Annotated in this window: 23 protein-coding genes; 11 read left to right on the top strand and 12 right to left on the bottom strand. The window is 32.7% G+C overall.

Going from position 1 to position 24031, the window contains the following annotated elements; genetic code table 11:
• Window positions 1-183 precede the first annotated feature (183 nt).
• A complete protein-coding gene (locus UMM65_RS10205; RefSeq protein WP_321976415.1) occupies window positions 184-1641 on the bottom strand; it encodes a TonB-dependent receptor in 1458 nt (485 codons plus the stop codon).
• An 83-nt stretch (window positions 1642-1724) separates the two neighbouring features.
• Between UMM65_RS10205 and UMM65_RS10200 the strand changes: the two genes are divergently transcribed.
• Window positions 1725-2486 (top strand): MBL fold metallo-hydrolase, encoded by a 762-nt coding sequence (locus UMM65_RS10200; RefSeq protein ID WP_321976414.1) that lies wholly within the window; start codon window positions 1725-1727, stop codon window positions 2484-2486.
• 10 nt (window positions 2487-2496) lie between these two features.
• On the opposite strand, the gene UMM65_RS10195 is transcribed toward UMM65_RS10200, so the two are convergent.
• The 7 genes from UMM65_RS10195 to UMM65_RS10165 form a co-directional block, all read right to left on the bottom strand.
• Window positions 2497-4149 (bottom strand): phytoene desaturase family protein, encoded by a 1653-nt coding sequence (locus tag UMM65_RS10195; RefSeq protein WP_321976437.1) that lies wholly within the window; start codon window positions 4147-4149, stop codon window positions 2497-2499.
• A 304-nt stretch (window positions 4150-4453) separates the two neighbouring features.
• Window positions 4454-5308, bottom strand: coding sequence for a metallophosphoesterase (locus UMM65_RS10190; RefSeq protein ID WP_321976413.1), 855 nt, complete (start codon window positions 5306-5308; stop codon window positions 4454-4456).
• A 138-nt stretch (window positions 5309-5446) separates the two neighbouring features.
• Entirely contained in the window at window positions 5447-6109 is a 663-nt protein-coding gene (locus tag UMM65_RS10185; protein WP_321976412.1) for an alpha/beta hydrolase, read from the bottom strand.
• Window positions 6110-6184: 75 nt separating this feature from the next.
• Window positions 6185-6511 (bottom strand): DUF4870 domain-containing protein, encoded by a 327-nt coding sequence (locus tag UMM65_RS10180; RefSeq protein ID WP_321976411.1) that lies wholly within the window; start codon window positions 6509-6511, stop codon window positions 6185-6187.
• A 22-nt stretch (window positions 6512-6533) separates the two neighbouring features.
• The gene (locus UMM65_RS10175; RefSeq protein ID WP_321976410.1) at window positions 6534-6851 is read right to left on the bottom strand and encodes a hypothetical protein; all 318 of its coding nucleotides are present in this window, start codon (window positions 6849-6851) and stop codon (window positions 6534-6536) included.
• Window positions 6852-6890: 39 nt separating this feature from the next.
• Window positions 6891-8147: a dihydroorotase gene (locus UMM65_RS10170; RefSeq protein ID WP_321976408.1), complete on the bottom strand. Its 1257-nt coding sequence runs from the start codon at window positions 8145-8147 to the stop codon at window positions 6891-6893.
• A gap of 1 nt (window position 8148) precedes the next feature.
• Window positions 8149-10092, bottom strand: coding sequence for a BatA domain-containing protein (locus UMM65_RS10165; RefSeq protein WP_321976407.1), 1944 nt, complete (start codon window positions 10090-10092; stop codon window positions 8149-8151).
• 138 nt (window positions 10093-10230) lie between these two features.
• Here UMM65_RS10165 and UMM65_RS10160 point away from each other — a divergent pair, with 138 nt between their 5' ends.
• Window positions 10231-10722, top strand: coding sequence for a hypothetical protein (locus tag UMM65_RS10160; RefSeq protein WP_321976406.1), 492 nt, complete (start codon window positions 10231-10233; stop codon window positions 10720-10722).
• A 22-nt stretch (window positions 10723-10744) separates the two neighbouring features.
• Here the strand turns inward: UMM65_RS10160 and UMM65_RS10155 are convergent, their stop codons facing one another.
• The 4 genes from UMM65_RS10155 to UMM65_RS10140 all read right to left on the bottom strand — a co-directional run bounded on the left by UMM65_RS10155 (window position 10745) and on the right by UMM65_RS10140 (window position 15993).
• Window positions 10745-11461 (bottom strand): YqjF family protein, encoded by a 717-nt coding sequence (locus tag UMM65_RS10155; RefSeq protein WP_321976405.1) that lies wholly within the window; start codon window positions 11459-11461, stop codon window positions 10745-10747.
• 26 nt (window positions 11462-11487) lie between these two features.
• Window positions 11488-12306, bottom strand: a complete 819-nt coding sequence (locus UMM65_RS10150) for a sterol desaturase family protein (protein WP_321976404.1) — start codon at window positions 12304-12306, stop codon at window positions 11488-11490.
• Between the two features lie 239 nt (window positions 12307-12545).
• The gene (lon, locus tag UMM65_RS10145) at window positions 12546-14972 is read right to left on the bottom strand and encodes an endopeptidase La (protein WP_321976403.1); all 2427 of its coding nucleotides are present in this window, start codon (window positions 14970-14972) and stop codon (window positions 12546-12548) included.
• A 214-nt stretch (window positions 14973-15186) separates the two neighbouring features.
• Entirely contained in the window at window positions 15187-15993 is an 807-nt protein-coding gene (locus tag UMM65_RS10140) for a hypothetical protein (RefSeq protein WP_321976402.1), read from the bottom strand.
• A 161-nt stretch (window positions 15994-16154) separates the two neighbouring features.
• Between UMM65_RS10140 and UMM65_RS10135 the strand changes: the two genes are divergently transcribed.
• From UMM65_RS10135 to ppk2 (UMM65_RS10095), 9 genes are all read left to right on the top strand, one after another.
• The gene (locus UMM65_RS10135; RefSeq protein WP_321976401.1) at window positions 16155-16706 is read left to right on the top strand and encodes an RNA polymerase sigma factor; all 552 of its coding nucleotides are present in this window, start codon (window positions 16155-16157) and stop codon (window positions 16704-16706) included.
• The gene (locus UMM65_RS10130; protein WP_321976400.1) at window positions 16696-17253 is read left to right on the top strand and encodes a hypothetical protein; all 558 of its coding nucleotides are present in this window, start codon (window positions 16696-16698) and stop codon (window positions 17251-17253) included. The genes UMM65_RS10135 and UMM65_RS10130 overlap by 11 nt, the downstream gene beginning before the upstream one ends.
• Window positions 17234-18316, top strand: coding sequence for a hypothetical protein (locus tag UMM65_RS10125; RefSeq protein WP_321976399.1), 1083 nt, complete (start codon window positions 17234-17236; stop codon window positions 18314-18316). Before UMM65_RS10130 ends, UMM65_RS10125 begins: the two co-directional genes overlap by 20 nt.
• A 177-nt stretch (window positions 18317-18493) precedes the next feature.
• Window positions 18494-19204: a head GIN domain-containing protein gene (locus tag UMM65_RS10120; protein WP_321976398.1), complete on the top strand. Its 711-nt coding sequence runs from the start codon at window positions 18494-18496 to the stop codon at window positions 19202-19204.
• Between the two features lie 416 nt (window positions 19205-19620).
• Window positions 19621-20535 carry a prolipoprotein diacylglyceryl transferase gene (gene lgt, locus UMM65_RS10115; RefSeq protein WP_321976397.1) on the top strand — a complete coding sequence of 305 codons (915 nt, stop codon included), beginning with the start codon at window positions 19621-19623 and terminating at the stop codon, window positions 20533-20535.
• A gap of 70 nt (window positions 20536-20605) precedes the next feature.
• Window positions 20606-21847, top strand: coding sequence for an ornithine--oxo-acid transaminase (gene rocD, locus UMM65_RS10110; RefSeq protein ID WP_321976396.1), 1242 nt, complete (start codon window positions 20606-20608; stop codon window positions 21845-21847).
• A 3-nt stretch (window positions 21848-21850) separates the two neighbouring features.
• Window positions 21851-22309 (top strand): nuclear transport factor 2 family protein, encoded by a 459-nt coding sequence (locus UMM65_RS10105; RefSeq protein WP_321976395.1) that lies wholly within the window; start codon window positions 21851-21853, stop codon window positions 22307-22309.
• Between the two features lie 5 nt (window positions 22310-22314).
• Window positions 22315-23178, top strand: coding sequence for a polyphosphate kinase 2 (gene ppk2, locus UMM65_RS10100; RefSeq protein WP_321976394.1), 864 nt, complete (start codon window positions 22315-22317; stop codon window positions 23176-23178).
• A 6-nt stretch (window positions 23179-23184) separates the two neighbouring features.
• On the top strand, window positions 23185-23973 hold the full coding sequence (gene ppk2, locus UMM65_RS10095; RefSeq protein ID WP_321976393.1) for a polyphosphate kinase 2: 789 nt from the start codon (window positions 23185-23187) through the stop codon (window positions 23971-23973).
• Window positions 23974-24031 lie beyond the last annotated feature (58 nt).

Genomic DNA, 24031 nt, shown 5'->3' with positions numbered 1-24031 from the left:
TAACCGTCACCCTGAACTTGTTTCAGGGTCTAAAATATCTTGGATGTTTTCTAATAATGAGATGTTGAAACGAGTTCAGCATGACGAAGCGATTATGTCACATTCCGGACAATCAGATTTTTAAAATTTGTTTTGAAGAATTTTATCCCCTTGAGGAGCCTTTAGGAGTGTCAATGTAATTTCTTACTTGTTATGTTTTGCAAACTTCCTACTTGAATAACCAAACAAACGATGGTCTTTAATAAGTTCAGCTACACGGTCGGGTATCATTTCTTCCCAGCCTTCTTCACCAGCAGCAATCATTTGTAATACATTTCTGGAAAAAATATCCAAAATATCGGGATTGAAGTTTTTAATATCCAACATTTTTCCATTGTACTTAAAGAACTTATACAATTCTTTCATACGTGGATGCACTTTCAACGTTTCGCTAGTGATAAATTCACCGGTATCCTGATCTTTTAAAGGATATAGATATACTTTTAAATCTTTAAAAAATAATTTGCCAAAGGCTTCAAGAATTCCACCACTCAAATGACGATAATATTTTTCATCAAAAATCTGAACCAAGTTGTACACACCCATTGCCAATGCCATTCTAGCTTTGGTAAATTGAGCGAAATATTCAACAAGTTTGTAATATTCTTGAAAATTGGTAATCATTACGTTTTGGCCTAAAGAACAAAGCAATTCCGCTCTATCCAAGAAGTCGCGTTCATTTATTTCACCTTCTGCTCTTAAGTTTGCCAAGGTAATCTCAAAAATAATTTTAGCATTTTCTTCAGATACCGTTTTTTCGTTCAAGAACATTTCTTGAGCATTTTTAAACATATCCATATTAACCTTGGTAACGGGTCTAAAACTTCCACGCAACGCTAAAATATTTTTTTTGTAAAGAACCTGAGCTGGCAGTAAATTGTTTCCGTCGGGACCGAACATTACTGCATCTGTCATTCCGTTTTTTACCAACTGTAAGCTCATCAATCTATTGTCCACATACATAAAACGAGGCCCAGAAAAATTAATCATATCTATTTCAATTTGGTCTTTATCCAAATTATCATAGAAAGATTTTAGTAATTCTTTAGGCCTATCGTTCATGTAAAATGCTCCAAAAATGAGATTCACACCCAATACACCTAACGTTTCTTGTTGTAAACGGGCATCGGTCTGTTTAAAACGAATGTGTAGTACAATTTCATTATAATCTTCTAAAGGATCTAATTGAAATTTTATACCGACCCATCCATGGCCTTTAAATTTCTTGGCAAAATCTATAGTAGCGACCGTATTGGCATACGAAAAAAAGAGTTTTTCAGGATGTTTAGACCGGCTCAACCTATCTTCCATCAACTCAATTTCATGAGTTAGCATTCGCTTTAATCGAGGTTGGGTTACATATCTGTTGTCAGGTTCTACACCATAAATAGCATCGGAAAAATCTTTGTCATACGCGGACATAGCTTTGGCAATAGTACCAGAGGCTCCACCAGCTCTAAAGAAATTCCGCACGGTTTCTTGACCCGCACCTATTTCAGAAAAAGTTCCGTAAATATTATCGTTAAGATTTATCTTTAAAGATTTCCTTTTAATTGAGGGAATATTCGCAATTTCCTTATCGCCTTTTAAAGTAACTGACATTTAAGATTATTTAGTTTTACAAATGTAATAACTATACATTTAATTGTTAAATTTTAAACGTTATTTTTGTAAAAAGATTTGATATGAACATTACTTTTTTGGGTACGGGTACATCTCAAGGAATACCTATTATAGGGAGTAATCATCCAGTTTGTTTATCAGATGACCCAAAAGATAAAAGGTTGCGTAGTTCTATAATGCTAGAATGGGATTCGTATCGGTTTGTTATAGATTGTGGGCCAGATTTCAGACAACAAATGTTGAGAGCACATGTAGATACAATAAACGGTATTTTATTTACTCATGAACATGCCGACCATACTGCCGGATTAGATGATATTAGACCTTTTTCCCATAAGATGGGCAATGTCCCCTTATATGTCCCGAAGCGTATTATTGACAATTTAGAACAACGGTTTTATTACATTTTCACGAAGGTAAATCGGTATCCCGGTGCTCCAAGTGCCGGTATTCAAGTAGTTGAAAATAAGTCGTTTGAATTGGGAAGTAAAAAAGTTTTACCTGTTGAACACATACATGGGAAAATACCTATTTTTGGATATAGAATTGATGATTTTGCCTATTTAACAGATTTAAAAACCATCGAGGATAAGGAAAAAGAAAAGTTAAATAATTTGGATATTTTAGTGATTAATGCCCTAAGAATTGAACCGCACCCAACACATTTGAATTTGGAAGATGCCCTTAATTTTATTGAGGATTTACAACCTAAAAAAGCATACTTAACACATATCAGCCATAGATTGGGTTTTCATGAAGAAGTGCAAAAACAATTGCCCGAAAATGTGTTTTTAGCTTATGATGGGTTGAAACTAAGTATTTAAAAGCAAATCACTAAGTAATTGATTCATTTTGTTTTAATAATTGCCTAACTCTTTTCACTTCAATTTTCTTCAGCATCCATTCTGGGTAATTGCTACTGTCTTCTGCTTCATAAATCCTTATATTTTGAGTATCGTCCGATTTTAATAAATCCTCTTGTCGGCATCCTAAAATTTTAGCAGCGGTTTCAACACCCGAATAGCTTGCACCTGCAACGCCATGAGATAAAATACTGGCACCGCATAAATAAAGATTTTCAATTTCAGTTTCCACTTTGTAAGCAAAAGGACCAATTTGCCTAAAACTCTTTTCCGTGCCGTAAACATTGCCGTTGGTTGTGTTTATATAATATTCATTTGTTAGAGGTGTTCCCAAATTTTTATGTATAATATTATCGCTGATTCCAGGTGCTACTTTTTCTAAACTATTTATAATTTTTTCTGTTAATCGTTCCTTAAATACGATATATTCTGCTGACCTTTCATCATCTTTTTCATCTTTATATTTATCAAAAGCTTTGTGGTTAATATAGGTAATAGCTTCAATGGTATGATATCTACCATCAAAACTTGCAGGGTCTTTTAAAGTGGTGCAACTAATAAAAAGACCAGGGAATTCATCACCTTCGGCAATATTAATTTTTTGCATTTCATCGTATAAGTCATCCATATTTCTATTGGGCATTAACCAGATGTTTCCGGAATCCAGCCCAGCTTTTTTAACATCCATATCTACGGTTAAAAATAGCATTAACGATGTGCAAGAGTATTTCGTTTTATTGAGACGCTTTAAAAGCTTAGCACTAATATTTTCTTTTCCCACCAGATTCAAAAAAGTGATTCCCGGATCAGCATTTGAAATTACTCTGTCTGAATATATTTTTTGTCCGTTTTCAAGCTCAACACCAATAGCTTTTTTTATTTTGTTGCCGTCTAACAATATAGACTTTACACTTTGTTTTGTTTTTACCTCGCTTCCATATTTTTTTATCTTATTGGTCATGGCTTTTACAATGGCACCACCACCGCCCATAGGGTAGTAACCACCATTAAAATAGTGACCCATAACGGCACAATGCAAGGGGAATGGAGCTTTTGAAGGTGGTAAACCATGATCCCCAAACTGTACGTTAAGTATTTTTTGCAATAGTGGATTTTTAATATGCCAATTCATCACTCTTCTTAAGCTAAAAAGGGCATACTTTCCCATGTGCCTAGTTCTGTAAGGCACCGTTAAATGTTGCCAAAAACCTTTTAATTTTGGAATAAGTTGCAGCTCCGTGGTTACATTTTTAACAAGTGTCAAGTATTTTTTTATCTGCTTTTTTTCTTTAGGGAAACGTTTGGAAAGTGCTGTTGAAAACTCATCAAGATTTGCTGGGTAATCAAATCTCTCTTCGCCGATCCAACAATGTTCAAATCCGTTGGGATTCATTCTGTAAAAAACCAAATCATTGGCAATACCAAGACCTTCATATAGTTCTCTGGTAGATTCTCCTTTACCTAATAAACCTACATAATGTACGCCAGGTGTAAAACGGTACCCGTTCAGGTAAAAGCTGTGACACCATCCTCCAGGTACGTCGTGTTGTTCTAAAACCAAGACTTTTTGTCCAGCCCTAGCCAAGCAAATAGCCGCGGAAAGTCCACCTACACCAGAGCCAATAATAATAGTATCGAAATTTGATTGGTCTGGATTTTTCAGTTTGTGTTATTAAATGATAAATATATATTGTTGCCTGATAAAAATTATTAAAAAACTTTTCAAACCCCTAGCAAATAAGGTGTTTTTAAGATGTTATCCCTCTGGGGCTTGTTTTTGTTTGTTATAGTTTTGTTACAAAGATTTCATTCTTACGGGATTTTTTAGCTCCAACGGAGCGTAATCTTTGTAAGAGCAAGAGTAAAAATGATATAAAGCTCCACAGGAGCGAAATTTAACCGGACAATAGTGATAAATATACGGATTCTTAATCTAAAAAACTATTATCAAATGAAAAAGGGTTTTCTAAATCCGTATTTACGGAAACTTTTAGAGCATCTGCACCTCCATTTATTTGAACACGGGTAATATTTTGTTCTGGCCAAGGATTGTTTTTAATCCAAAAATGTCCATCACCATTGATTATGAGAACTGGTTTGTCAAAGTCTTTTGCTGCTGCTCTAAATAAATCCGTAAAAGGTTTAAATTTTTCAGATCCACCCTCAACCATGTTGGCATGTGAAAATATTACAGTTGCATCAATATTATTCTTATGTGTTTCTAATAATTGTTTTACCCACATACCATTTTCCGTTAAGCGAGTTCCCCATTCGTTGGCATCGTGTACCGAGCTACCAACAATATTCAATCCTATAAATAATATTTTCTCTTGTATCCAGTTAAAATTTTCGGTTCTATTACTTTGATAGGTTACGTTATGCGAAAAAATCCAATTTTCATTGAATTTTAAAAAGTAAGATTTCCACAAATCAAATGCTTGTTCGGAATTGTCACAATCATTGTATTCATTATCTCCTAAAATGATAAATGTTGGTATCTTTATTTTTTTTAAAATAGCACTTACATCTTTAAAAACATCTTCATTACAAGGATCTGCCCCCTTTTTTATATCACCTACATGAACTACAAATTCAGAGGTATTTTGTGCATTGTGTTTTTCAATTAAACCAATAAGCCCATTGCGTTGGGTATCACCATAAGGCACATCGCCTATAACGGTAAAAGTAGTTGTTTTAGCTTCTGGCTGCTCAAAACCATCATCTGATTTTTTACAAGATAAAACTAAGAAAATAATTAAGAGCAAAAAGTTTAATCTTTTCATAACTTACTAACTTTGTTTGAGCAAGTTAAGCATTTTATAATAAATTTTTAAAAATAAAAAAAGAAACAATTAATTAGTGTAAAATGATAATTGGTATTTCGAACACCTCACCTTTGTAGAGGTCGGAATTAATAAAAATTAATTCCGGGTGAGGCTTCTTTCTTCAATCCACTGTTTTAAACTATGAAAATTTTGTGGTGCAACACCGTGCCCAACTTGATATTCTTCATAGCTATTTTTGATATTTAACTTATCTAAAAATGGTTTTGTTTTTCTGGCCCATTCCACAGGTATTACCTGATCAACGCTGCCATGCGAACTATAAATTTCCAAATTTTTATAGTCTTCTTTGTATATGATTTTGGGTAGTAGTTCACGATTAATGTAACCGCTCAGTCCGACTACATACTGCACTTTTTCTGGATAATTCAGTGCTACGGCATAACTTAAAATGGTGCCTTGGCTAAAGCCCAACAAAAATACCTTTTTAGGGTTGACATCGTATTTCTCTAAAATTTCATCGATAAACTTACTTATGATTTCCCTTGATTTTATTGCTTCATCCGTATCAGAAAATTTGCCATCGGTACTGTCAAAATGAATGGTGTACCACGCATAACCACCATAAGCCATGTTTAATGGTGCTCTGGCACTTATAATTAGCAACTCATCTGGCAATTCATCGGCAAATGAAAACAAGTCTTGTTCGTTACTTCCATAACCATGTAACATTATGAGTAGCGGAGGTTTTTCAATATTGGACTTTGGTTTTCTGACTAAATATTCTAAAGATAAATCCATCTATTTTTGGTATATAATTTAAAATAAAAACCACGCTAAAAGCGTGGCTTCAAAAATATAAATTTTTAAATTATTTTATCCAATACCTTTAAACCATTCTTGGAATTGATCTCCCAGTAAAGGTACTTTTTTTTCTTGACCTTGAACAGCTCCAATTAAACCTATTATCCATAAAATCATAGGAAATAAGCCCAAGAAACCGAGCATCGGCATTCCAGAAAACCTAACAATAAGATTAATTGCTATACCTAAAGTTATTAAACCTACCATTTGACGAATATGAAATGCGGCAAACGCATTTTTTTTGTCATTATTCATTACAAAGGCTATAATAGTACCTATAAAAGTTAAATAACTTATTATCGCAATTGTTTTGCCTTCGTCGATTGTGTTTTGTTCCATTTTTTTGTTTTTAAAAGTTTAATTAGTCTCCTATGGTTCCGATAATAGGTAACGGTTTCATTTTACCGCCAGCAGCATTCATAATTCCCAGAATAACAAAAATCCAGGTAATCCATCCTAAATAACCAACAGCAGCAATTTGAGTTACCATTATTAAAACGAAGGAAACTGCCCATATAATTAGTCCAAGAATAAATAATTTTACACCTTGTCTTATATGAAATGCGGCAAAAGCATTGTTTTTATCTTTGTTCATAAACCAGGCAATTAATGTACCTAAGCCAAATAAATAAGCAATAATAGCCATCGTTTTACCCTCGTCGATTGTGTTTTGTTCCATAAATTTAGTTTTAGTTAATTGATTGTAAATATATTAATTTTAATTGATTACGAGTTTATTGTTGGTAAAAATACCATAGACTTTTCCTTTTAATCGTTTGCCTAAAAAAGCCGAGTTTTTAGAGGTTGAAAATATGTTTTTTACTGTAAATTCATATTCAACATCAGGGTTGAAAAGCGTAATGTTTGCTATCTGACCTTCCACAATTGTCGGATTTACAATGTTAAAACGCTTTCTTGGCTTATTTGTTATACCATCAATTAAATTTTCTAATGGCAATACTTCGTTTACGGCACCAAAAAAACTCTCAAGACCAATGCTACCTTCCATGGCATTTTCAAATTCAATTTTCTTATTTTCTACATCAATCGGGTTATGGTCAGAGGTAATTATGTCAATAGTACCGTCAATTATACCCTTTTTAAGTGAATTTACATCTTTTTTAGTTCTAAGTGGTGGTGAAACTTTATAATTGGTGTTAAATTCGTTCAGTTCGTCATCGGTCAAAAACAAATGATGTGCACTAACGCTACAGGTTACATCCAATCCCTTTTTCTTGGCATCAGCAATTAATTTTACCGATTTTTCGGTAGTAATGGTTGGAATATGCAATTTACCGCCGGTATATTCCAGTAAAAACAAATCTCTGGCTATTTGTAATTCTTCCGCTATGGCAGGATTACCTTTTAGTCCCAATTTTGTACTCGTAGCACCTTCGTTGGCGGATCCAAGATTGCTCAATGAATTGTTTTGGGGAAAGCTCAATACCAATCCGTCAAAATTTTGAGCATAGAGCAGGGCTATTTTCATCAAGTTGGCATTGTCAACAGCCTTATTGTAATCGCCAAAAGCAATAGCCCCAGACTTGTGCATGTCAAATAGTTCGGCCAGTTCTTGTCCTTTTGCTTGTTGTGTCAAATTGGCAATCGGAAACATATCCACAATATTGCTTTTGGCTTTATTGACCAAAAATTCCACGGCAGATTTATTATCAATTACTGGATTTGTATTCGGATTCATCGCTACTGCCGTAAAACCACTTTTGGCGGCAACTTTCAGTCCGTTAACAATGGTTTCGCGTTCTTCAAAACCAGGTTCGCCAAAGGAAACACTTGTGTCAAACCAACCTATGGAAATATGAAGGTTGTCCAGTGCAATTTCCTTTATTTTTTTAGTGTTTTTTATGTTTGAAGCGATGGTGCTAACCTTTCCTTTTTCAATTAAGACGTCTTGGGTTTTTAAGTGAAAAGGACTGTTTTTGTCGATAATTTTTGCTGATTTTATGAGTAGGTCCATTTTATAAAAATTTTAGCAATAGAATTTCAATGATTAAAAACAGTATGGAAGCCATTAAAAACCATTTCCAATAATTTGTGATTTTTGTGTTGTTATTTAAACTAATAAAAGCACTTTCAACATTTTTTGAATAATTTATATTTGATGCGTTTCCGAAATATTCTTCAAGGTTGGTATATATTAAATTACTTTCCGACCTATCGAAATTATATGCAATTTGTCCAATTATATTGCCATTGTGCAACATTTTTGTAAATCCGCTTTGTGCGGGGTTTGCCTCTGTTGTAACAATCACCTTATCTGGATTTATTTGCTGTAACGGAATGTAATTTTCTTTGTCATTTGCCAAATGTAAAACTTCATCTTTAGACAGTTTTGTAGGAATTTCTATTGTATTCAGCTTACCAATAGTATAATATAATTTTGAGGCATTATAGTTGTACAGGCCAAAATTATAAAAAACGGGGACAATTAACGGCGAACTTTTAAAATTTGAATTCTGACTTCTTATCGATGCTGATAACCAATAGACCTTGCCTTTGTTATAAGTTGTTTGCAAAATAAATGGTTTGCCATCTTCAAAATTAACGATGGAAGATGCTCTGTTAAAATTTCCTCTATAACTGCTTTTCACATTAGGATATTGAAAATTCTTTACTTGTTTTTCAAATACGCCTTTTAATAGCGGATGGGAAATATTAATTGTAGTTACCGATAATTCAGAATTCACCAGTCCTTGTAAGCTGCCAAATCTTAATGCTGAAAATAAATTGTTGTATGAATTAAGATTTATCTTTAATGCTGGGATGATGACTATACTACCGCTACTTTCCGCAAATTTTTTTAGTGTATTGTTAAGGGTTGATGGAATTGTTTCCAGCTCATTTAAAATTAATAATTGTTGATTGTCTAATGTATTGTAATCTAGATTGTTTAGTGTGGTAGAGGTGAGATTAAATTCGTCATCCGTATAAATTTTTGATAAAAAACCGTTGTCGTTTCCAATTGCGGTAACATTTATTTTTTCAGGTTTATTGATGGTAAAGAATAAATCGTTGTCAAAAGCCAGATTTTCATCTTCCAATTGAAGTTTTCCGTTAAAATTATTGGTATTCGGTATATTAAAATTTATTTCTTCAGAACCATCCTTGGTGAGGTTAACGGTAGATTTACCCGATAGCAAATCGTTGTCATACAAACTTACCGAAACATTTTCTTTGGTAGCACCATAATTTTTAACACTTACCGTAAGTTGTATGGATTCACTATTTTGATTAGAAATAAAAACACTGTCAATACTAACGTTCGAAATTTGCTCTGGTAAAATTTGAGTAATATAATAGGTGTTTGATGTGTCAATTTCTACTTTATTCTCAGTTGTATTACGTTGAAAATCAGAAATTATAAAAATATTATTTAAAGTATTGGATTTTTTAATGTTGTTTTGAATTTTAAATAGGATTGATGATAAATCCGTTTTGATAGGATAGTAATCCACCTCCAACAACGTATTTTTTAATTCTTTAGATGAAAGATTCTCATAAACATTATCGTTGGTGTATAGATTGATATTTTCTAAATTCTGTGTATTTTCAATAATATCTTGTACCGCCCTTCTTAACAGTTCACCTTCCTCACCTTTTGCTTGCATGGAATATGAATTATCTAAATATATTGTAGTATGTGTTGGGCTTTCCGCCTTTGAGGCACTGGTAAAAGGTTGGGCAAATGCAAAAATTAAGGCTGCAAATAAAAGCAACCTTGTGCAAAGAATCAGGAATTTTTTTAGCCTCGAACTTTTTCGCGTCTGCAATTCTACTTCTTTGAGAAATTTAACGTTGGTAAACGGTATTTTTTGAAAACGGCGTAGTTGAAATAAGTGAATTAGAATTGGAATAACCAGCAAAAATAAAGCGTAAAGTAACTCAGGATGCTTAAATTGCATTGTTCTAAAAGATTTGTCAAAAATAATAATTTATTATGGATAAATATCAACTACAAAATAAAAATGGTCGTTAACATAGTAAAACTTGTAAGTAAGCGTTTTAATAACAGACCAATAGCTTGTTAATTACTTTAAGATATGAAAAAAATTGCAATTTTAGTATTCTTCTTTTTTGGATGTACATTTTCTGTACAGGCCCAAAACATGACCAATAGCGATCTGGAAAAAATTATCTATGTGGTGTCCGATAGTATTAGGGGCGAGGAAGGCAATTGGCAATTTATGATAAAAGGCAGAATGTTGATCTGTATAACGGATACGGTAAATAATCGGTTAAGAATAATGTCCCCTATTATTGAACAAAAAACATTATCTCATTTAGAATTGCTAAAATTAATGGAGGCCAATGCTTATACCGCATTGGACGCGAGGTATGCCATTGCTGAAGATTTTCTTTGGTCTTTATACTTACATCCGCTAAAAGAACTTCAAAAAGATGAAATTTTAAGTGCCATAAGCCAAGTTTATACAGCGGCTTTGACTTATGGTACAACTTATAATAGTAGTGGGTTGACCTTTCCCAATAAAAAAGAATTGGAAGAAAAAAAAGAAATCAAAGGAAAGATGTGATTAGCTATATTAGTCTCAACAATTATGATTTTTTTAGTTTTCTTTTATTTTCTACAGTAATTTCAGAACCTTCAGCTAGCATTATAGATATTGGTTTAGTTTGATTTAAAAAACTAAATTTTTCTCCATAGGTTTCATCAAAATTTACATCAATTTCCGAACGTATAATATTATATTTTAGCCATTTTGGATGGGTTACTTCATATTCATTCGTGTGTTGGTCATTGACTTTTGCATACCCCCAATAATGTTCGGTTATAAATTCTGTTTCACTTCCTTCTTCAATTTTGGTTGGCTCAAGGTCTGCAATTACTTTAAATTTATTCCAGTAATTACATTTTTTCCATTTATATTCAATTGTGAGGTTCTCATCATTTGATAGCCAAGAATGTGACATTGGTAGTGTTTCATAATTTTCATTATAAACAGTATTGGCTATAAAACTAAGTGCTGGTTTTGGTACAATTTCTTTAATAAAAACTACGCCTCTTTTCCATTGTTTTCCGTCGAAATGTTTTACATAAAACCTTAAATTCACTTCTTCAAAATTTGAGTGAAACGGAATTTTAAACCCAAGTAGTTTTGTGTTTATAAACATAAAACCCACAAGGCTTACATAACATTTATTATTATATAAATCTAATTCTGTACCATAAGGAATATATTCTCTTAATAAACTGGGATCTACTACATAATTTGCAATAGCTAATTTTCTCCATTCAGCTGTTAAAAAACTCATTGAATACGGTATTTTTTAATTCAAAATCAATAATCCGTCTTAATTCTTTTATCAAAAGGCACTTTAAATTGGTAGCCTACGTTTTCGTCTAGTTCGCCATCCAATACATCAAGTCCGTATTTTATTTTCTTTGGATTATCATAGACAAAAGTGCCAAAAACCCTATCCCAAAAAGAAAAAATATTTCCAAAGTTAGTATCGGTCCACGGTCTTTCAAAATGATGGTGAAATTTGTGCATATTCGGCGTAATAAATATGTAGCTTAACGGTTTGTCCAACCAAACGGGTACATTTATGTTGGCATGGGTAAGGTATGTAAAAAGAATGGTAACTATTTTATATACCACATAAAAAGCAAAAGGAGCACCAATAATTACGATAGCAACCAAAGCAGCAATCTCTCGTAGAACATAATCTCCTGGATGATGTCGGGTACCCGTAGTGGCATCTACCTTTGTATCGCTATGGTGAATCATGTGGAATTTCCACATCCATTTTATTTTGTGTAGATAATAATGTATTACGTATTGGGCAACAAAATCGAGAAAGAGAATAGCAATTAATAGTTCTATCCAAATAGGGAAACAGACCCAATGCAAAACTCCAATTTGATGTGTGCTGATATAACCAAAAACACCAACGGTTAAAATACCAAACAACACATTAATAGTTAAACTCGTAGCTAAAAAAATGAAGTTGACACCAGCATGTCTCCACTTTTTGTAATTCAGTTTTACCAAAGGATAAATACCTTCCAAAAACCAACTGAACAACAAACAACCCAGAATCCAAACTAATTTTTGCCAAGCTGGCATTTGTTCAAAAAAATATAAAAAGGATTCCAAATTTTTTGTGTGTTTTTACAAATATAGAAAAAGGCGATGTAAATTTACTTTACAACGCCCCATTAATATTAAGAATGGATTGAATTATAGTTAAAAATCGTCTATTCGAGTGTTTCGATTGAAAAGAGAAATGTATCGAGAATCGATTTTTGAGATGAACTTGTTCAAGATATATTTTTTGTTTAACGATAAATATCGTTAAACAAAAAAAACTCGAACTGATTTTGTTCCTCCCTTTTCTATTTTAACAAAGCAATCTCAATTACCTCTTTCATACTATCTACAAAATGAAATTTTAGGCCTTTTAAATAGTCTTCTTTTATTTCGTCAATATCTTTTTGATTGTCTTTGCACAAAATAATTTCCTTGATGTTGGCTCTTTTGGCCGCTAAAATTTTCTCTTTAATTCCACCAACCGGTAACACTTTTCCACGTAGCGTAATTTCGCCCGTCATAGCCAATTTTGCTTTCACCTTTTTACCTGTAAAAGAAGAAACCAAAGAGGTTAGCATGGTAATACCAGCACTTGGACCATCTTTAGGAGTGGCACCTTCGGGTACATGAATATGCACGTTCTTGGTCTGCAGATCGTGAATATCGATTCCGAACTCATCTGCGTTTGCTTTTATAAACTCCATGGCAATTGTGGCGGACTCTTTCATTACTTTACCTAAATTCCCAGTAATGGTTAAATTGCCTTTGCCTTTTGATAAAATGGATTCTATAAACAGAATATCTCCTCCAACACTCGTCCATGCCAATCCAGTTACTACACCCGGTACTTTGTTGGTTTCGTATTTATTTCGTTCTAAATTGGCAGCTCCCAATATTTTAATAAGGTCGTCATTATTAATTTTGACCTGATATTCTTGTTCCATGGCAATGGACTTTGCTGCATAACGTACCACTTTAGCAATCATTTTATCCAAAGTTCTAACACCTGATTCCCGAGTATAACCTTCAATGATTTTTTCTAATTGAGCTTTACCAATTTTTATGTCTTTTGAAGTCAGTCCATGAGCTTTTAATTGCTTTGGCAACAAGTGTTTTTTGGCAATCTCTATTTTTTCCTCAATAATATAACCCGTTACGTTTATAATTTCCATCCTATCGCGTAATGCCCATGGAATATCGGAAAGGCTATTAGCCGTGGCGATGAACAAAATTTTAGAAAGGTCATAACCAACCTCTAGATAATTATCGTAAAATGCATTATTTTGCTCGGGATCAAGTACTTCCAGCATCGCAGAAGAAGGATCTCCATTATGACTATGAGATAATTTATCAATTTCGTCCAATACAAAAACGGGATTAGAAGTCCCTGCTTTTTTCAAACTTTGAATAATTCTCCCAGGCATGGCACCGATATAAGTTTTTCTATGTCCGCGTATTTCAGCTTCATCTCGCAAACCTCCAAGGGACATTCTTACATATTTTCTGCCCAAAGATTCCGCAACCGATTTACCCAATGATGTCTTACCAACTCCTGGAGGGCCGTACAAACAAATAATAGGAGATTTCATATCGCCTTTCAGTTTTAAAACAGCCAAATGCTCAATAATACGTTCTTTTACTTTTTCGAGCCCAAAATGATCTCGGTCCAGAATTTTTTCGGCACGTTTTAGGTCAAATTTATCTTTGGAGTAACTGTTCCATGGTAAATCCAACAATAAATCCAAATAATTGCGTTGCACGGAATATTCTGCTACTTGCGGATTCATACGTTGCAATCGCCCTAATTCTTTTTCAAAAGTTTCAGCAACTTCTTTGCTCCATTTTTTCTTTTTCGCTCTTTTACGCATTTCTTCCAACTCCTCATCATAAGAAACACCGCCCAATTCCTCTTGAATGGTTTTCATTTGTTGGTGCAAGTAGTATTCGCGTTGTTGCTGGTCCATATCCTCACGGACTTTAGAATGGATTACATTTTTCAACTCCAGATGTTGCAACTCCGCATCCATCTTTTTTAAGGTCTCCAACGCTCTCTTTTTTAGACTGTTGGTATTTAAAAGAGCTTGTTTATCTTTAACTCCTAAATTCATGTTAGAAGAGACAAAATTCACTAAAAAAGAGTTGCTTTGTATGTTTTTTATAGCAAAAGAAGCCTCTGAAGGCAAATTCGGATTTTCCTTAATAATTTTTAACGCAATATCTTTTATAGATTCAATAATGGCGTTGAATTCAGTATCTGTTTTATTAGGAATTTCTTCTACCAATTCTTTAGCTGTTGCTTTTATATACGGTTCGGTTTGTACAAATTCGCCCACTTCAAAGCGTTTTTTACCTTGAATTACTACCATGGTATTACCGTCTGGCATTTTTAGCACTCGTAAAATTCTAGCCACAGTACCAATGCTATGTAAATCTTTACGTGATGGGTTTTCAACCGACTCGTTATTTTGTGCCACCACACCAATGGTTTTATTACCGGCATTGGCTTCTTTAATCAATTTAATAGATTGGTCCCTGCCTGCAGTTATAGGAATAACTACGCCTGGGAATAATACCGTATTTTTTAGGGTTAAAATGGGCAATACCTCGGGTATGGCTTCGTTTTTTATTTCTTCTTCATCTTCAGGTGTCATTAAAGGAATCAACTCCGAATCCTCGTCAAGCATATGTTGAAGTGACAAACTGTCAATATTTAAAAATTTTGGATCACTCATAAGTATATATAGGTCAATATGACATTAAACGGTTATTTTAATAAAATAATACATTGCTGTTAAATAAATAATTGACTAATAATCAATTGTTTAAATAGTTATAAATGTATTTGCAATAAGTATATTTCAATTGTTGTGCCAATGAGGAAAGAGGTCTGGAATTTATGGATTTAGATTATTTTAAGTCATGGGCTCAACAGAGCAGGTTTTTTTATTATTTTTTGGCAATTTGAAACTTGTCTTTATTTTCTGTAAAAAATGATTCAATTTTGTTTATTGTTTCTAATTTTTTATATGGATTAAAATACCCAGAAGAATATCCATTATTAAAGTCGTGATTAAAAGAGGTCAATAATTTTCCTTTATCAGTAAGGTTTACACCCACAGTAATAAGTCCAATATATTTTGGAATGTCTTTAGATAATAGCTTTTTCATTTGATTTTCAGCTGAATATTGAGAGAAATGATCATATTTAACATTAATTGTACTTTCCATAAATTTATCATTATTTGCTGGATTGTCCATATCGAAAGGCGTCAGATCTAATTTTATAGTTTGTTTTTCATTTTCTTTTAAAGGTTCAGTCATACAAATATGAATTAAACCGATTAGAGGGAAGCCATCTTTTATTAAACCGTTTATTTGTTTGATACCATATGAATTAGGTGCTTTTTTTGGATTTTTTCTATTTGGTCTTACAACCTTAATTTCTATAGCACAACAACGTTCAAAGTATATTTTCTCATCTGAAAAAGGTATTAAAAGAATGTCAAAATCACCAGGCTTTTTGTTTTTTTCAAACCCTAAATGTTCTCTTAAAGTCTCAAATGTTATATGGAACCCTTTATATTTTGAAAATTCGTCATATCCAACCGGTTTTTGAATCAAGTTTGCAAATAGGTTAAAATTTAATGAATTGTCTTTGCTACTAATTGAAATTCTTTCAGAAAGAGTTTTTTCTGAAATAAAGGAATCAATAAGTGTTACTTTCCCTAAATCTAAATATTCGTTATTATTCAAGATTCTTTTTTATTAATTAAATCAAACAAATATACCAAAACCTCTATATTTCTAACCTAAAACCATAATAAATAACCTATTGTTTATAACCCAATAAAACTTTTTTTAACAAAACTGTAACAATTTAAAACGTACATTGTCTTTTAACTAGAAACGATACATTGCAACATAATAATCAACATATAACCCAACTTTTGCGTGAGTGCAAAAATGGAAAGCAAAGTGCTCAATTCGAGATCTATAAGTTGTATTACAAAGCAATGTATAATACAGCGGTAAGGATTTTAAAAGACAGCTTTGAAGCTGAAGATGTAATGCAAGAGTCGTTTCTGATTGCATTTGAAAAATTGAGCACTTTTAAAGCAGAAGTAAGTTTTGGGGCTTGGTTAAAAAGAATAGTAATCAATAAAAGTATAACGCATTTAAGAAAAAAAAGTAAGATAAAAGAAGTTCCGTTAGATGTGGTTAAAGAACAGACAGATGAAAGTATTGAAGATACAAATTATGAAGCACTTAGCCCAAAAGAAATAATTAGCGGAATAAATAAATTAAAAGACAATTACAGAATTGCCCTGACCTTAAATTTGATTGAAGGTTATGATTACGAAGAGATTTCTGAAATTATGATGATAACCAATCAGAATTCCAGAACTACCATTTCAAGGGCGAAAAATAAATTAAGAACATTATTAAAGACGGATTATGCACGATAATAAGGATAAATTAGAAGAAAAATTTTTAGAGTTGAGAGATCAATTCGATACGGAAGAACCTGAAGTGGGCCACTTTCTCAGATTTGAAGAAAGACTTGCAAAACAAAAACCTGAAAAACCGAAGTGGAATCCAACTACTTGGAAATGGCTGGCCGTGGCGGCATCAATTGCTTTAATCTTTAGTATAGGGTTTAACACATTTAAGCCCGAACCCAAAGGTTTGGAGTTAGCAGATGTTTCTCCGGAAATGCAAGAAACACAAAGCTTTTTTGTTTCAACCATACAAAATGAACTGAAACAGGTAGCCTCAAAACGAAATGCAGATAATAAAGAAGTTATTGATGACGCTTTGGCTCAGCTCGATATTTTAGAAAAAGAATACGAGTCATTAAAGGTTGAATTAAAGACCAGTAACGAAGACAATCGTGTAATCTATGCCATGATCGCTAATTTTCAGCAACGCATAGAAGTTTTACAGTTTTTACTACAGCAAATTGATGAAATCGAACAATTAAAAATACAACAAAATGAAAACACAATTACTTAAAATAGTATTATTTTTATTATGTATCCCTTTGGCGGTTCAAGCCAATGAAAACAAAGGGCATAAACATGAAAAAACCAAAACCATTAAAAAGGAATACACGGTAAACAGTAATGCCCTTTTAAAAATCGATAACAAATATGGCAATATTGATGTTGTTTCATGGAACGGTAATAAAGTTGAAATTGAAGTAAAAATTACCGTATCTGGCAATGACGAAGATAAAGTTATCAAACGCCTGAGTATGATAGATGTAGAATTTGAAGGGAGTAGAAGCGAGGTTTCCGCAAAAACGATAATTGAAAAAAAATCATCATCATGGTGTTGGGGTTGCGGTAAAGACAACAATATTCATTATCAAATAAATTATAAAGTTAAAGTGCCTGTAACAAATCATACAGATTTACGAAATGATTATGGTAACATAACTCTGAATGAAACTAAAGGAGATTGTTCGATTAATTGCGATTACGGTTCTATTATTATAGGAGACCTTCACAGCAATAACAATAGTATTAATATAGATTATACTAATAATTCTACTATTGGCTTAATGAACGGTGGTTCAATAAATGCCGACTATTCTAAAATTACCGTAGAAAAAGCTGGAAAAATAGATTTGAATGCCGATTATACCACCACAGTTTTTGAAGATGTTAAAAACCTCGATTATAATTGTGATTATGGCAGTCTTAAAATAGATAAAGCTGTAAATGTTGTAGGCAACGGGGATTATCTATCGTTAAAAATGGGAACAATTTCCAAAAAAGCAATGGTAGAAGCAGATTATGGTGCTATTAAAATTGAAAAACTCTTAGATGGATTTGATCTTGTTGAAATTGATGGCAGTTATACAGGTATAAAAATTGGAGTTCCGAAAAACAAAGGTTTTAACTTTGATATAAAACTAAGTCATGGAGGTTTTAAATATGATGATGATATGGTGAATTTTACCAGTAAAGTTGTTAAATCAAGTTCAAAATCTTATCAAGGATCTTATGGAAAATCTAATTCCAACTCAACAATTAAAATAGATTCCGGTTACGGTAGTGTAACCTTTTATTAATTGCCCCTTAATAGGAACAAATTTATAGAACAAATTAAAAATAGAAAACAAAAAATCCTCCCCTTGAAAAAGGGGAGGTGCCTAAATGCCGTTTTTAAGATTGAAGAATTTTTAAGGGCGGAAGGGTTAAAAACTTGAATTAACAACTAAAACATTAAATCTAAAAAACTCAAAACAATGAAGAAATTAATCATTTTATTCGCAATTGTATTGTTTGCAATGCCTTCTCATGCTCAATTGAAAAAGGTTAAAGGTAACGGTAATGTAACTAATACTACAAGAACAGTATCAGACTATGACAAAATAGGAATTTCAGGCTCTTTTGATGTTAAATTGGTAGCAGGTGCAGAAGGTAAAATAACCATTGAAGCTGAGGACAATTTATTGGAATATTTAATTACCGAAGTTGATGGTGACCATTTGAAAATTAAATGGGAAAAAGGAATTAATGTTAGAACCACAAAAAAGATATTAATTACAATTCCATTTAAGGATATTGAAGAAGTAGCATTAGCTGGTTCGGGAGATGTCATTTCCAATGATATTATTGAGGCCGATAATTTTAAAGCAGCTTTATCAGGAGCAGGTGATTTTACCTTAAAACTAAAGGTAAACTCGTTGAAATCGGCAATTTCAGGTTCTGGCGATATGAATCTAAGCGGCTCTGCTACGAATTTTGACTGTGCCATTTCTGGTTCTGGAGATGTAGATGCCAATGATTTGGTTACTGACAACGCTTCGGTTCGCATAGCAGGTTCTGGCGATGTATCCGTTCACGTAAAAGAAGAGCTGGATGCCAAAGTTTCAGGTTCTGGTAATGTAAGTTATAAAGGCAATCCTAAAACAAATAGCAAAGTAAGCGGGTCAGGCAGTATTAGGTCGAATTAATACTAGTAAATAAAAAAAGAAAGGGATAAGTCAACATCTAGACTTATCCCTTTTTACGTTTGGTGATAGATAAATACAATTTATCTATAACGTCTTTTTCTGTTCCAAACAGTTCCATTTGTGTTTTCTAAACTTAATTTTAAAGTTTTCATAATTTTTTGCTTTTAATTTGAATCAGTAAGACGTTTAAAGTTTAATTATGTTGCATTATAACTATTTTTTTAACTAAAAATTAACATTTGAATGTAGATTATTCAAACATTTCCTGAAAAATGCTACATATTTTTCTGATTTTCCAGAAAAAGATTCTAATTTAATAAGATTAAGAGTTAAAAATCTTGTCCTCATTTAATTATCTGATTTTTCAATCATTTAATTATTCAACAATACCTATATTTACGGTCAAAATTTAATGTATGCTATTTTCTCTTGCCGTTGACTGGAATTTTAATCCCGATATTTTTAAAATAGGTTCTTTTCCTGTTAAATATTATAGCTTAATGTATGTGTTGGCATTTGTTGTTGGGCTTCAATTGATGAAACGGATCTATATAAAAGACAACATTTCATTAGATAAGTTAGACTCTATTTTTATTTATACGGTTATTGCCATGCTTTTAGGAGCGAGAATAGGTCATTATCTTTTTTATGAAGAAGATTACACGTTGACCGAGGTTTTTTTACCTTTTAAGTTAAACCCTTTTGAATATACAGGTTTTCAAGGTTTAGCAAGTCATGGTGCAGCAATAGGTATTATTATTGCTATGTTTTTTTATAGTAAAAAGGTCGTAAAAAAACCGTTATTGTGGACATTGGACAGGTTGGTTATCCCAACTGCATTGGGTGCAATGTTCGTAAGATTAGGAAACTTGTTCAATTCTGAAATTGTTGGTAAAGAAACAGGAACGGATTTTGGCTTTAAATTTATTAGAAACGATATCAGCGAATATAAGGCAATGGCAATTACACAAACCAAGAGTGTTGAAAAAGCTTATGATTTAATAGCTAACAGTTCTCGTTTTAAAGAAACCTTGGCAGAGGTACCCAATAGGTACCCCACCCAGATTTATGAAGCCGTAGGGTATTTGATTACTTTTTTAATCCTTTGGTATATCTACTGGAAAACTGATAAGAAACAAAAATTAGGATACATTTTTGGTGTCTTTATGGTTATGTTGTGGTCTCTCCGATTTATAATCGAATTTTATAAAGAATGGCAGGGAGGTATAGAAACTTTGTTCAATGTAAACCTAAATACAGGTCAATTGTTGAGTATTCCTTTGGTTATAATCGGTTTATTTTTTATGTTTAGACCAGTAAAAACAACATAATTTATTCCGAATGGATGATTTCTCTCCCAAAAGAAGGAATTTTGAGTGTTAAATTTAAAATTTAAAAGAAATGGTAGTAGAAGAGCAGATTTCTTCGCAACAAGCAATTGAGTTAGAAGACAAATATGGAGCACACAACTATCACCCTTTGCCTGTTGTGCTAAATAGAGGAGAAGGTGTATATGTATGGGATGTAGAAGGAAAGAAATATTACGATTTTTTATCTGCATATTCGGCAGTAAATCAGGGTCATTGTCACCCAAAAATTATAAAAGCATTAACTGAACAAGCAAAAACACTTACATTAACTTCAAGGGCATTTTATAATGATCAATTAGGGCCTTACGAAAAGTATGTAACAGAGTATTTTGGTTTTGATAAAGTATTACCTATGAATACGGGTGCTGAAGCAGTAGAAACCGCTATAAAAATTGCAAGAAAATGGGGTTATGAAAAAAAGGGAATTCCATCGAACAAAGCTAAAATAATCGTTTGTCAAAATAATTTTCATGGTAGAACGGTAACTATTATTTCTGCTTCCAATGATCCTGTGGCAATAGAAAATTTTGGACCATTTACTCCAGGGATTGTATCTATAGCTTATAATGACATCGACGCTTTAGCAGAAGTTTTAAAAGATAGCAATGTAGCCGCATTTTTGGTAGAGCCCATTCAAGGCGAGGCTGGCGTTTATGTACCAGATGAAAATTATATTAAAAATGCTTATGAATTGTGTAAAGCGAATAATGTACTTTTTGTAGCAGATGAGGTTCAAACCGGAATTGCCCGTACAGGAAAACTCTTAGCTGTAAATCATGATAATGTAAAACCTGATATTTTAATTTTAGGTAAAGCCATTTCTGGAGGTGTTTTTCCAGTTTCGGCCGTATTGGCTGATAATCATATTATGGAAGTAATCAGACCAGGGAATCATGGTTCTACCTTTGGTGGCAATCCTTTGGCTTGTGCTGTTGCTATGGCGGCATTAGAAGTAGTAAAAGAAGAAAACCTAGCTGAAAACGCTTTCAAATTGGGAGAGGTTTTCAGAAAAGGGATGGAAGAATTAATTGAAAAGACAGATTTAGTGAAGCTGGTCAGAGGCAAGGGACTTTTAAATGCTATTGTAATTAACGATAGTGAAGACAGTTCAACCGCTTGGGACATTTGTATAGCCTTAAAAGAGAATGGCTTATTGGCTAAGCCAACGCACGGAAACATTATAAGGTTTGCACCACCATTAGTTATTACGAAAGAGCAACTTAACGATTGTATTTCAATAATTAGTGAAACAATAGTAAGCTTTAAAAAATAAGAGATGATTTCGAATAAATTATTTCTAAGCCTATTAGCTTTATTGTCTTTTTGTAAACCAATTATAGCTCAATCCAATGATAGTGATAAAATTAGGGAAGTAATACATACCTTTTTTGATGGATTGCATGCAGGTGATACTTTAATGATAAAAGGAACTGCAAAGGACAACATTATTATGCAAACTATTGGCAAGACCGAAGTTAAGTCAGTAAAATTTAGCGATTTTTTAAAAAGCATTGCTACCATTAACCCAGAAACAACTAAAATTCAAGAAAAAATACTGTCTTATGATATTAAAGTTGATGGAAATATGGCCAATGCTTGGACACCCTATGAATTTTATGTAAATGACGAATTTAGCCATTGTGGCGTAAATTCATTTCAATTATTTAAAAGTGAGGGAAATTGGAAAATATTTTATATAATTGATACCAGAAGAAAACAAGATTGTAATAAATAAAATACATGGACAACACCGAAGTGCAACTGACTAAAGAAGATTTTGAAAGTGTTTCCTCAAATGAGGAATTGCTGGCATTGATCAATAAGAAAGGTAAAAATATTGATTCAATTTTAAAAAATTTAAAATATGAAGATGAATTAAGAAAATTGCAAATAGAATTGGTTAAACTGCAACAATGGGTGTCTACAAATAAAAAACGTGTTGTCGTTATTTTTGAAGGTAGAGATGCTGCTGGAAAAGGAGGTAATATTAGACGCTTTACGGAGCATTTAAATCCTCGTTCCATGAATTTGGTGGCTTTAACAAAGCCTACAGAAGTAGAACGCGGACAATGGTATTTTAGAAGGTATATTAAAGAATTATCTAACCCTGGGGAAATTGTTTTTTTCGATAGAAGTTGGTACAATAGAGCGGTAGTAGAGCCTGTTATGGGGTTTTGTACAGATGAACAGTATAGAAAGTTTATGCTACAAGTTCCAGAATTTGAGCACATGCTGTATGAAGACGGTGTAAAGATTATTAAATTTTGGTTTTCAATATCTAAAGAAGAACAAAAAGCAAGATTCGATTCAAGATTAAAAACCCCGTTAAAAAGATGGAAATTTAGTCCCGTTGATCAAAAAGGACAAGAGCTGTGGGATAAATATACAGTTTACAAAGAACAAATGTTCAGTAAAACACACACCACCTATTGTCCTTGGATTATTGTGAAAGCCAATGATAAAAAAACGGCAAGATTGGAAAGTATGAGGTATGTACTGTCACAATTTGATTATCCCGATAAAGATAAGGCTCTAACCACATTATGGCCAGACCCAAATATTATTATGAGATATTACAGGTCTGCAGAACAAATTGACTACTAACAACTTATGGAAAAACTAAACTTAAAAGAGGCCGATGTAAAAAAACTAAACTCGAAAAAAGGTTTGAGGGCCTTATTGGCCAAAGAACCTTACAATGTTTCTAAGGCATTACGGTTTATTAATTATGAGAGAAAATTAAAAAAGCTTCAAGTTGAACTGGTTAAATTACAAACTTGGGCAATTCAAAATAACGAACGGATAATTGTTGTATTTGAAGGAAGAGATGCTGCTGGCAAAGGTGGAGCCATAAGAAGGATTACGGAACGGATAAATCCAAGACATATAAGGATAATTGCTTTACCCAAACCGACGGAAGAAGAAAAAACACAATGGTATTTTCAACGTTACGTAAACCAGTTTCCAAAAGCCGGACAAATGGTTTTTTTTGATAGAAGCTGGTACAATAGGGCAGTTGTTGAACCTGTCAACGGATTTTGTACCGAAGAGGAATATCATATATTTATGAATCAAGTTAATGATTTCGAGCGTATGATAACCGAATCTGGTATTATATTGGTGAAAATATATATGTCAATATCAAAATCCGAACAAGCAGAACGTTTTGAAGAAATAAAGGCCGACCCTTTAAAACACTGGAAAATGACTGCGGTAGATGAAAAAGCACAAGAGCTTTGGGATGTTTATACAAAGTATAAAAAATTGATGTTCGAAAATACCGAAAATGGTGGAATTCCATTTAAAGTTATAAAAGCTAATAGAAAAACCATTGCTAGAGTAAATGCTATACAGTATATATTATCAGCTATACCCTATGACAAAAATTTAAAAATTTAAAACAACTTTTCAAAAGCAATAAAAAAGCTGGAAGTTATTTATAACTTCCAGCTTTTTT

Origin of the sequence: Aureibaculum koreense (assembly GCF_034296135.1) — a bacterium.
Taxonomy (GTDB): domain Bacteria; phylum Bacteroidota; class Bacteroidia; order Flavobacteriales; family Flavobacteriaceae; genus Aureibaculum.
This window is presented reverse-complemented; position numbering and strand designations above follow the sequence as displayed.

Coding starts and splice junctions, on each gene's coding strand:
- UMM65_RS10170 (WP_321976408.1), bottom strand. CDS start 8,147: ATGGACCTACTCATAAAATCAGCAAAAATTATCGACAAAAACAGTCCT.
- rocD (WP_321976396.1), top strand. CDS start 20,606: ATGGTAGTAGAAGAGCAGATTTCTTCGCAACAAGCAATTGAGTTAGAA.
- UMM65_RS10175 (WP_321976410.1), bottom strand. CDS start 6,851: ATGGAACAAAACACAATCGACGAGGGTAAAACGATGGCTATTATTGCT.
- UMM65_RS10155 (WP_321976405.1), bottom strand. CDS start 11,461: ATGAGTTTTTTAACAGCTGAATGGAGAAAATTAGCTATTGCAAATTAT.
- UMM65_RS10125 (WP_321976399.1), top strand. CDS start 17,234: ATGAAAACACAATTACTTAAAATAGTATTATTTTTATTATGTATCCCT.
- UMM65_RS10160 (WP_321976406.1), top strand. CDS start 10,231: ATGAAAAAAATTGCAATTTTAGTATTCTTCTTTTTTGGATGTACATTT.
- UMM65_RS10130 (WP_321976400.1), top strand. CDS start 16,696: ATGCACGATAATAAGGATAAATTAGAAGAAAAATTTTTAGAGTTGAGA.
- UMM65_RS10165 (WP_321976407.1), bottom strand. CDS start 10,092: ATGCAATTTAAGCATCCTGAGTTACTTTACGCTTTATTTTTGCTGGTT.
- UMM65_RS10190 (WP_321976413.1), bottom strand. CDS start 5,308: ATGAAAAGATTAAACTTTTTGCTCTTAATTATTTTCTTAGTTTTATCT.
- lgt (WP_321976397.1), top strand. CDS start 19,621: ATGCTATTTTCTCTTGCCGTTGACTGGAATTTTAATCCCGATATTTTT.
- UMM65_RS10180 (WP_321976411.1), bottom strand. CDS start 6,511: ATGGAACAAAACACAATCGACGAAGGCAAAACAATTGCGATAATAAGT.
- lon (WP_321976403.1), bottom strand. CDS start 14,972: ATGAGTGATCCAAAATTTTTAAATATTGACAGTTTGTCACTTCAACAT.
- UMM65_RS10120 (WP_321976398.1), top strand. CDS start 18,494: ATGAAGAAATTAATCATTTTATTCGCAATTGTATTGTTTGCAATGCCT.
- ppk2 (WP_321976393.1), top strand. CDS start 23,185: ATGGAAAAACTAAACTTAAAAGAGGCCGATGTAAAAAAACTAAACTCG.
- UMM65_RS10185 (WP_321976412.1), bottom strand. CDS start 6,109: ATGGATTTATCTTTAGAATATTTAGTCAGAAAACCAAAGTCCAATATT.
- ppk2 (WP_321976394.1), top strand. CDS start 22,315: ATGGACAACACCGAAGTGCAACTGACTAAAGAAGATTTTGAAAGTGTT.
- UMM65_RS10205 (WP_321976415.1), bottom strand. CDS start 1,641: ATGTCAGTTACTTTAAAAGGCGATAAGGAAATTGCGAATATTCCCTCA.
- UMM65_RS10200 (WP_321976414.1), top strand. CDS start 1,725: ATGAACATTACTTTTTTGGGTACGGGTACATCTCAAGGAATACCTATT.
- UMM65_RS10105 (WP_321976395.1), top strand. CDS start 21,851: ATGATTTCGAATAAATTATTTCTAAGCCTATTAGCTTTATTGTCTTTT.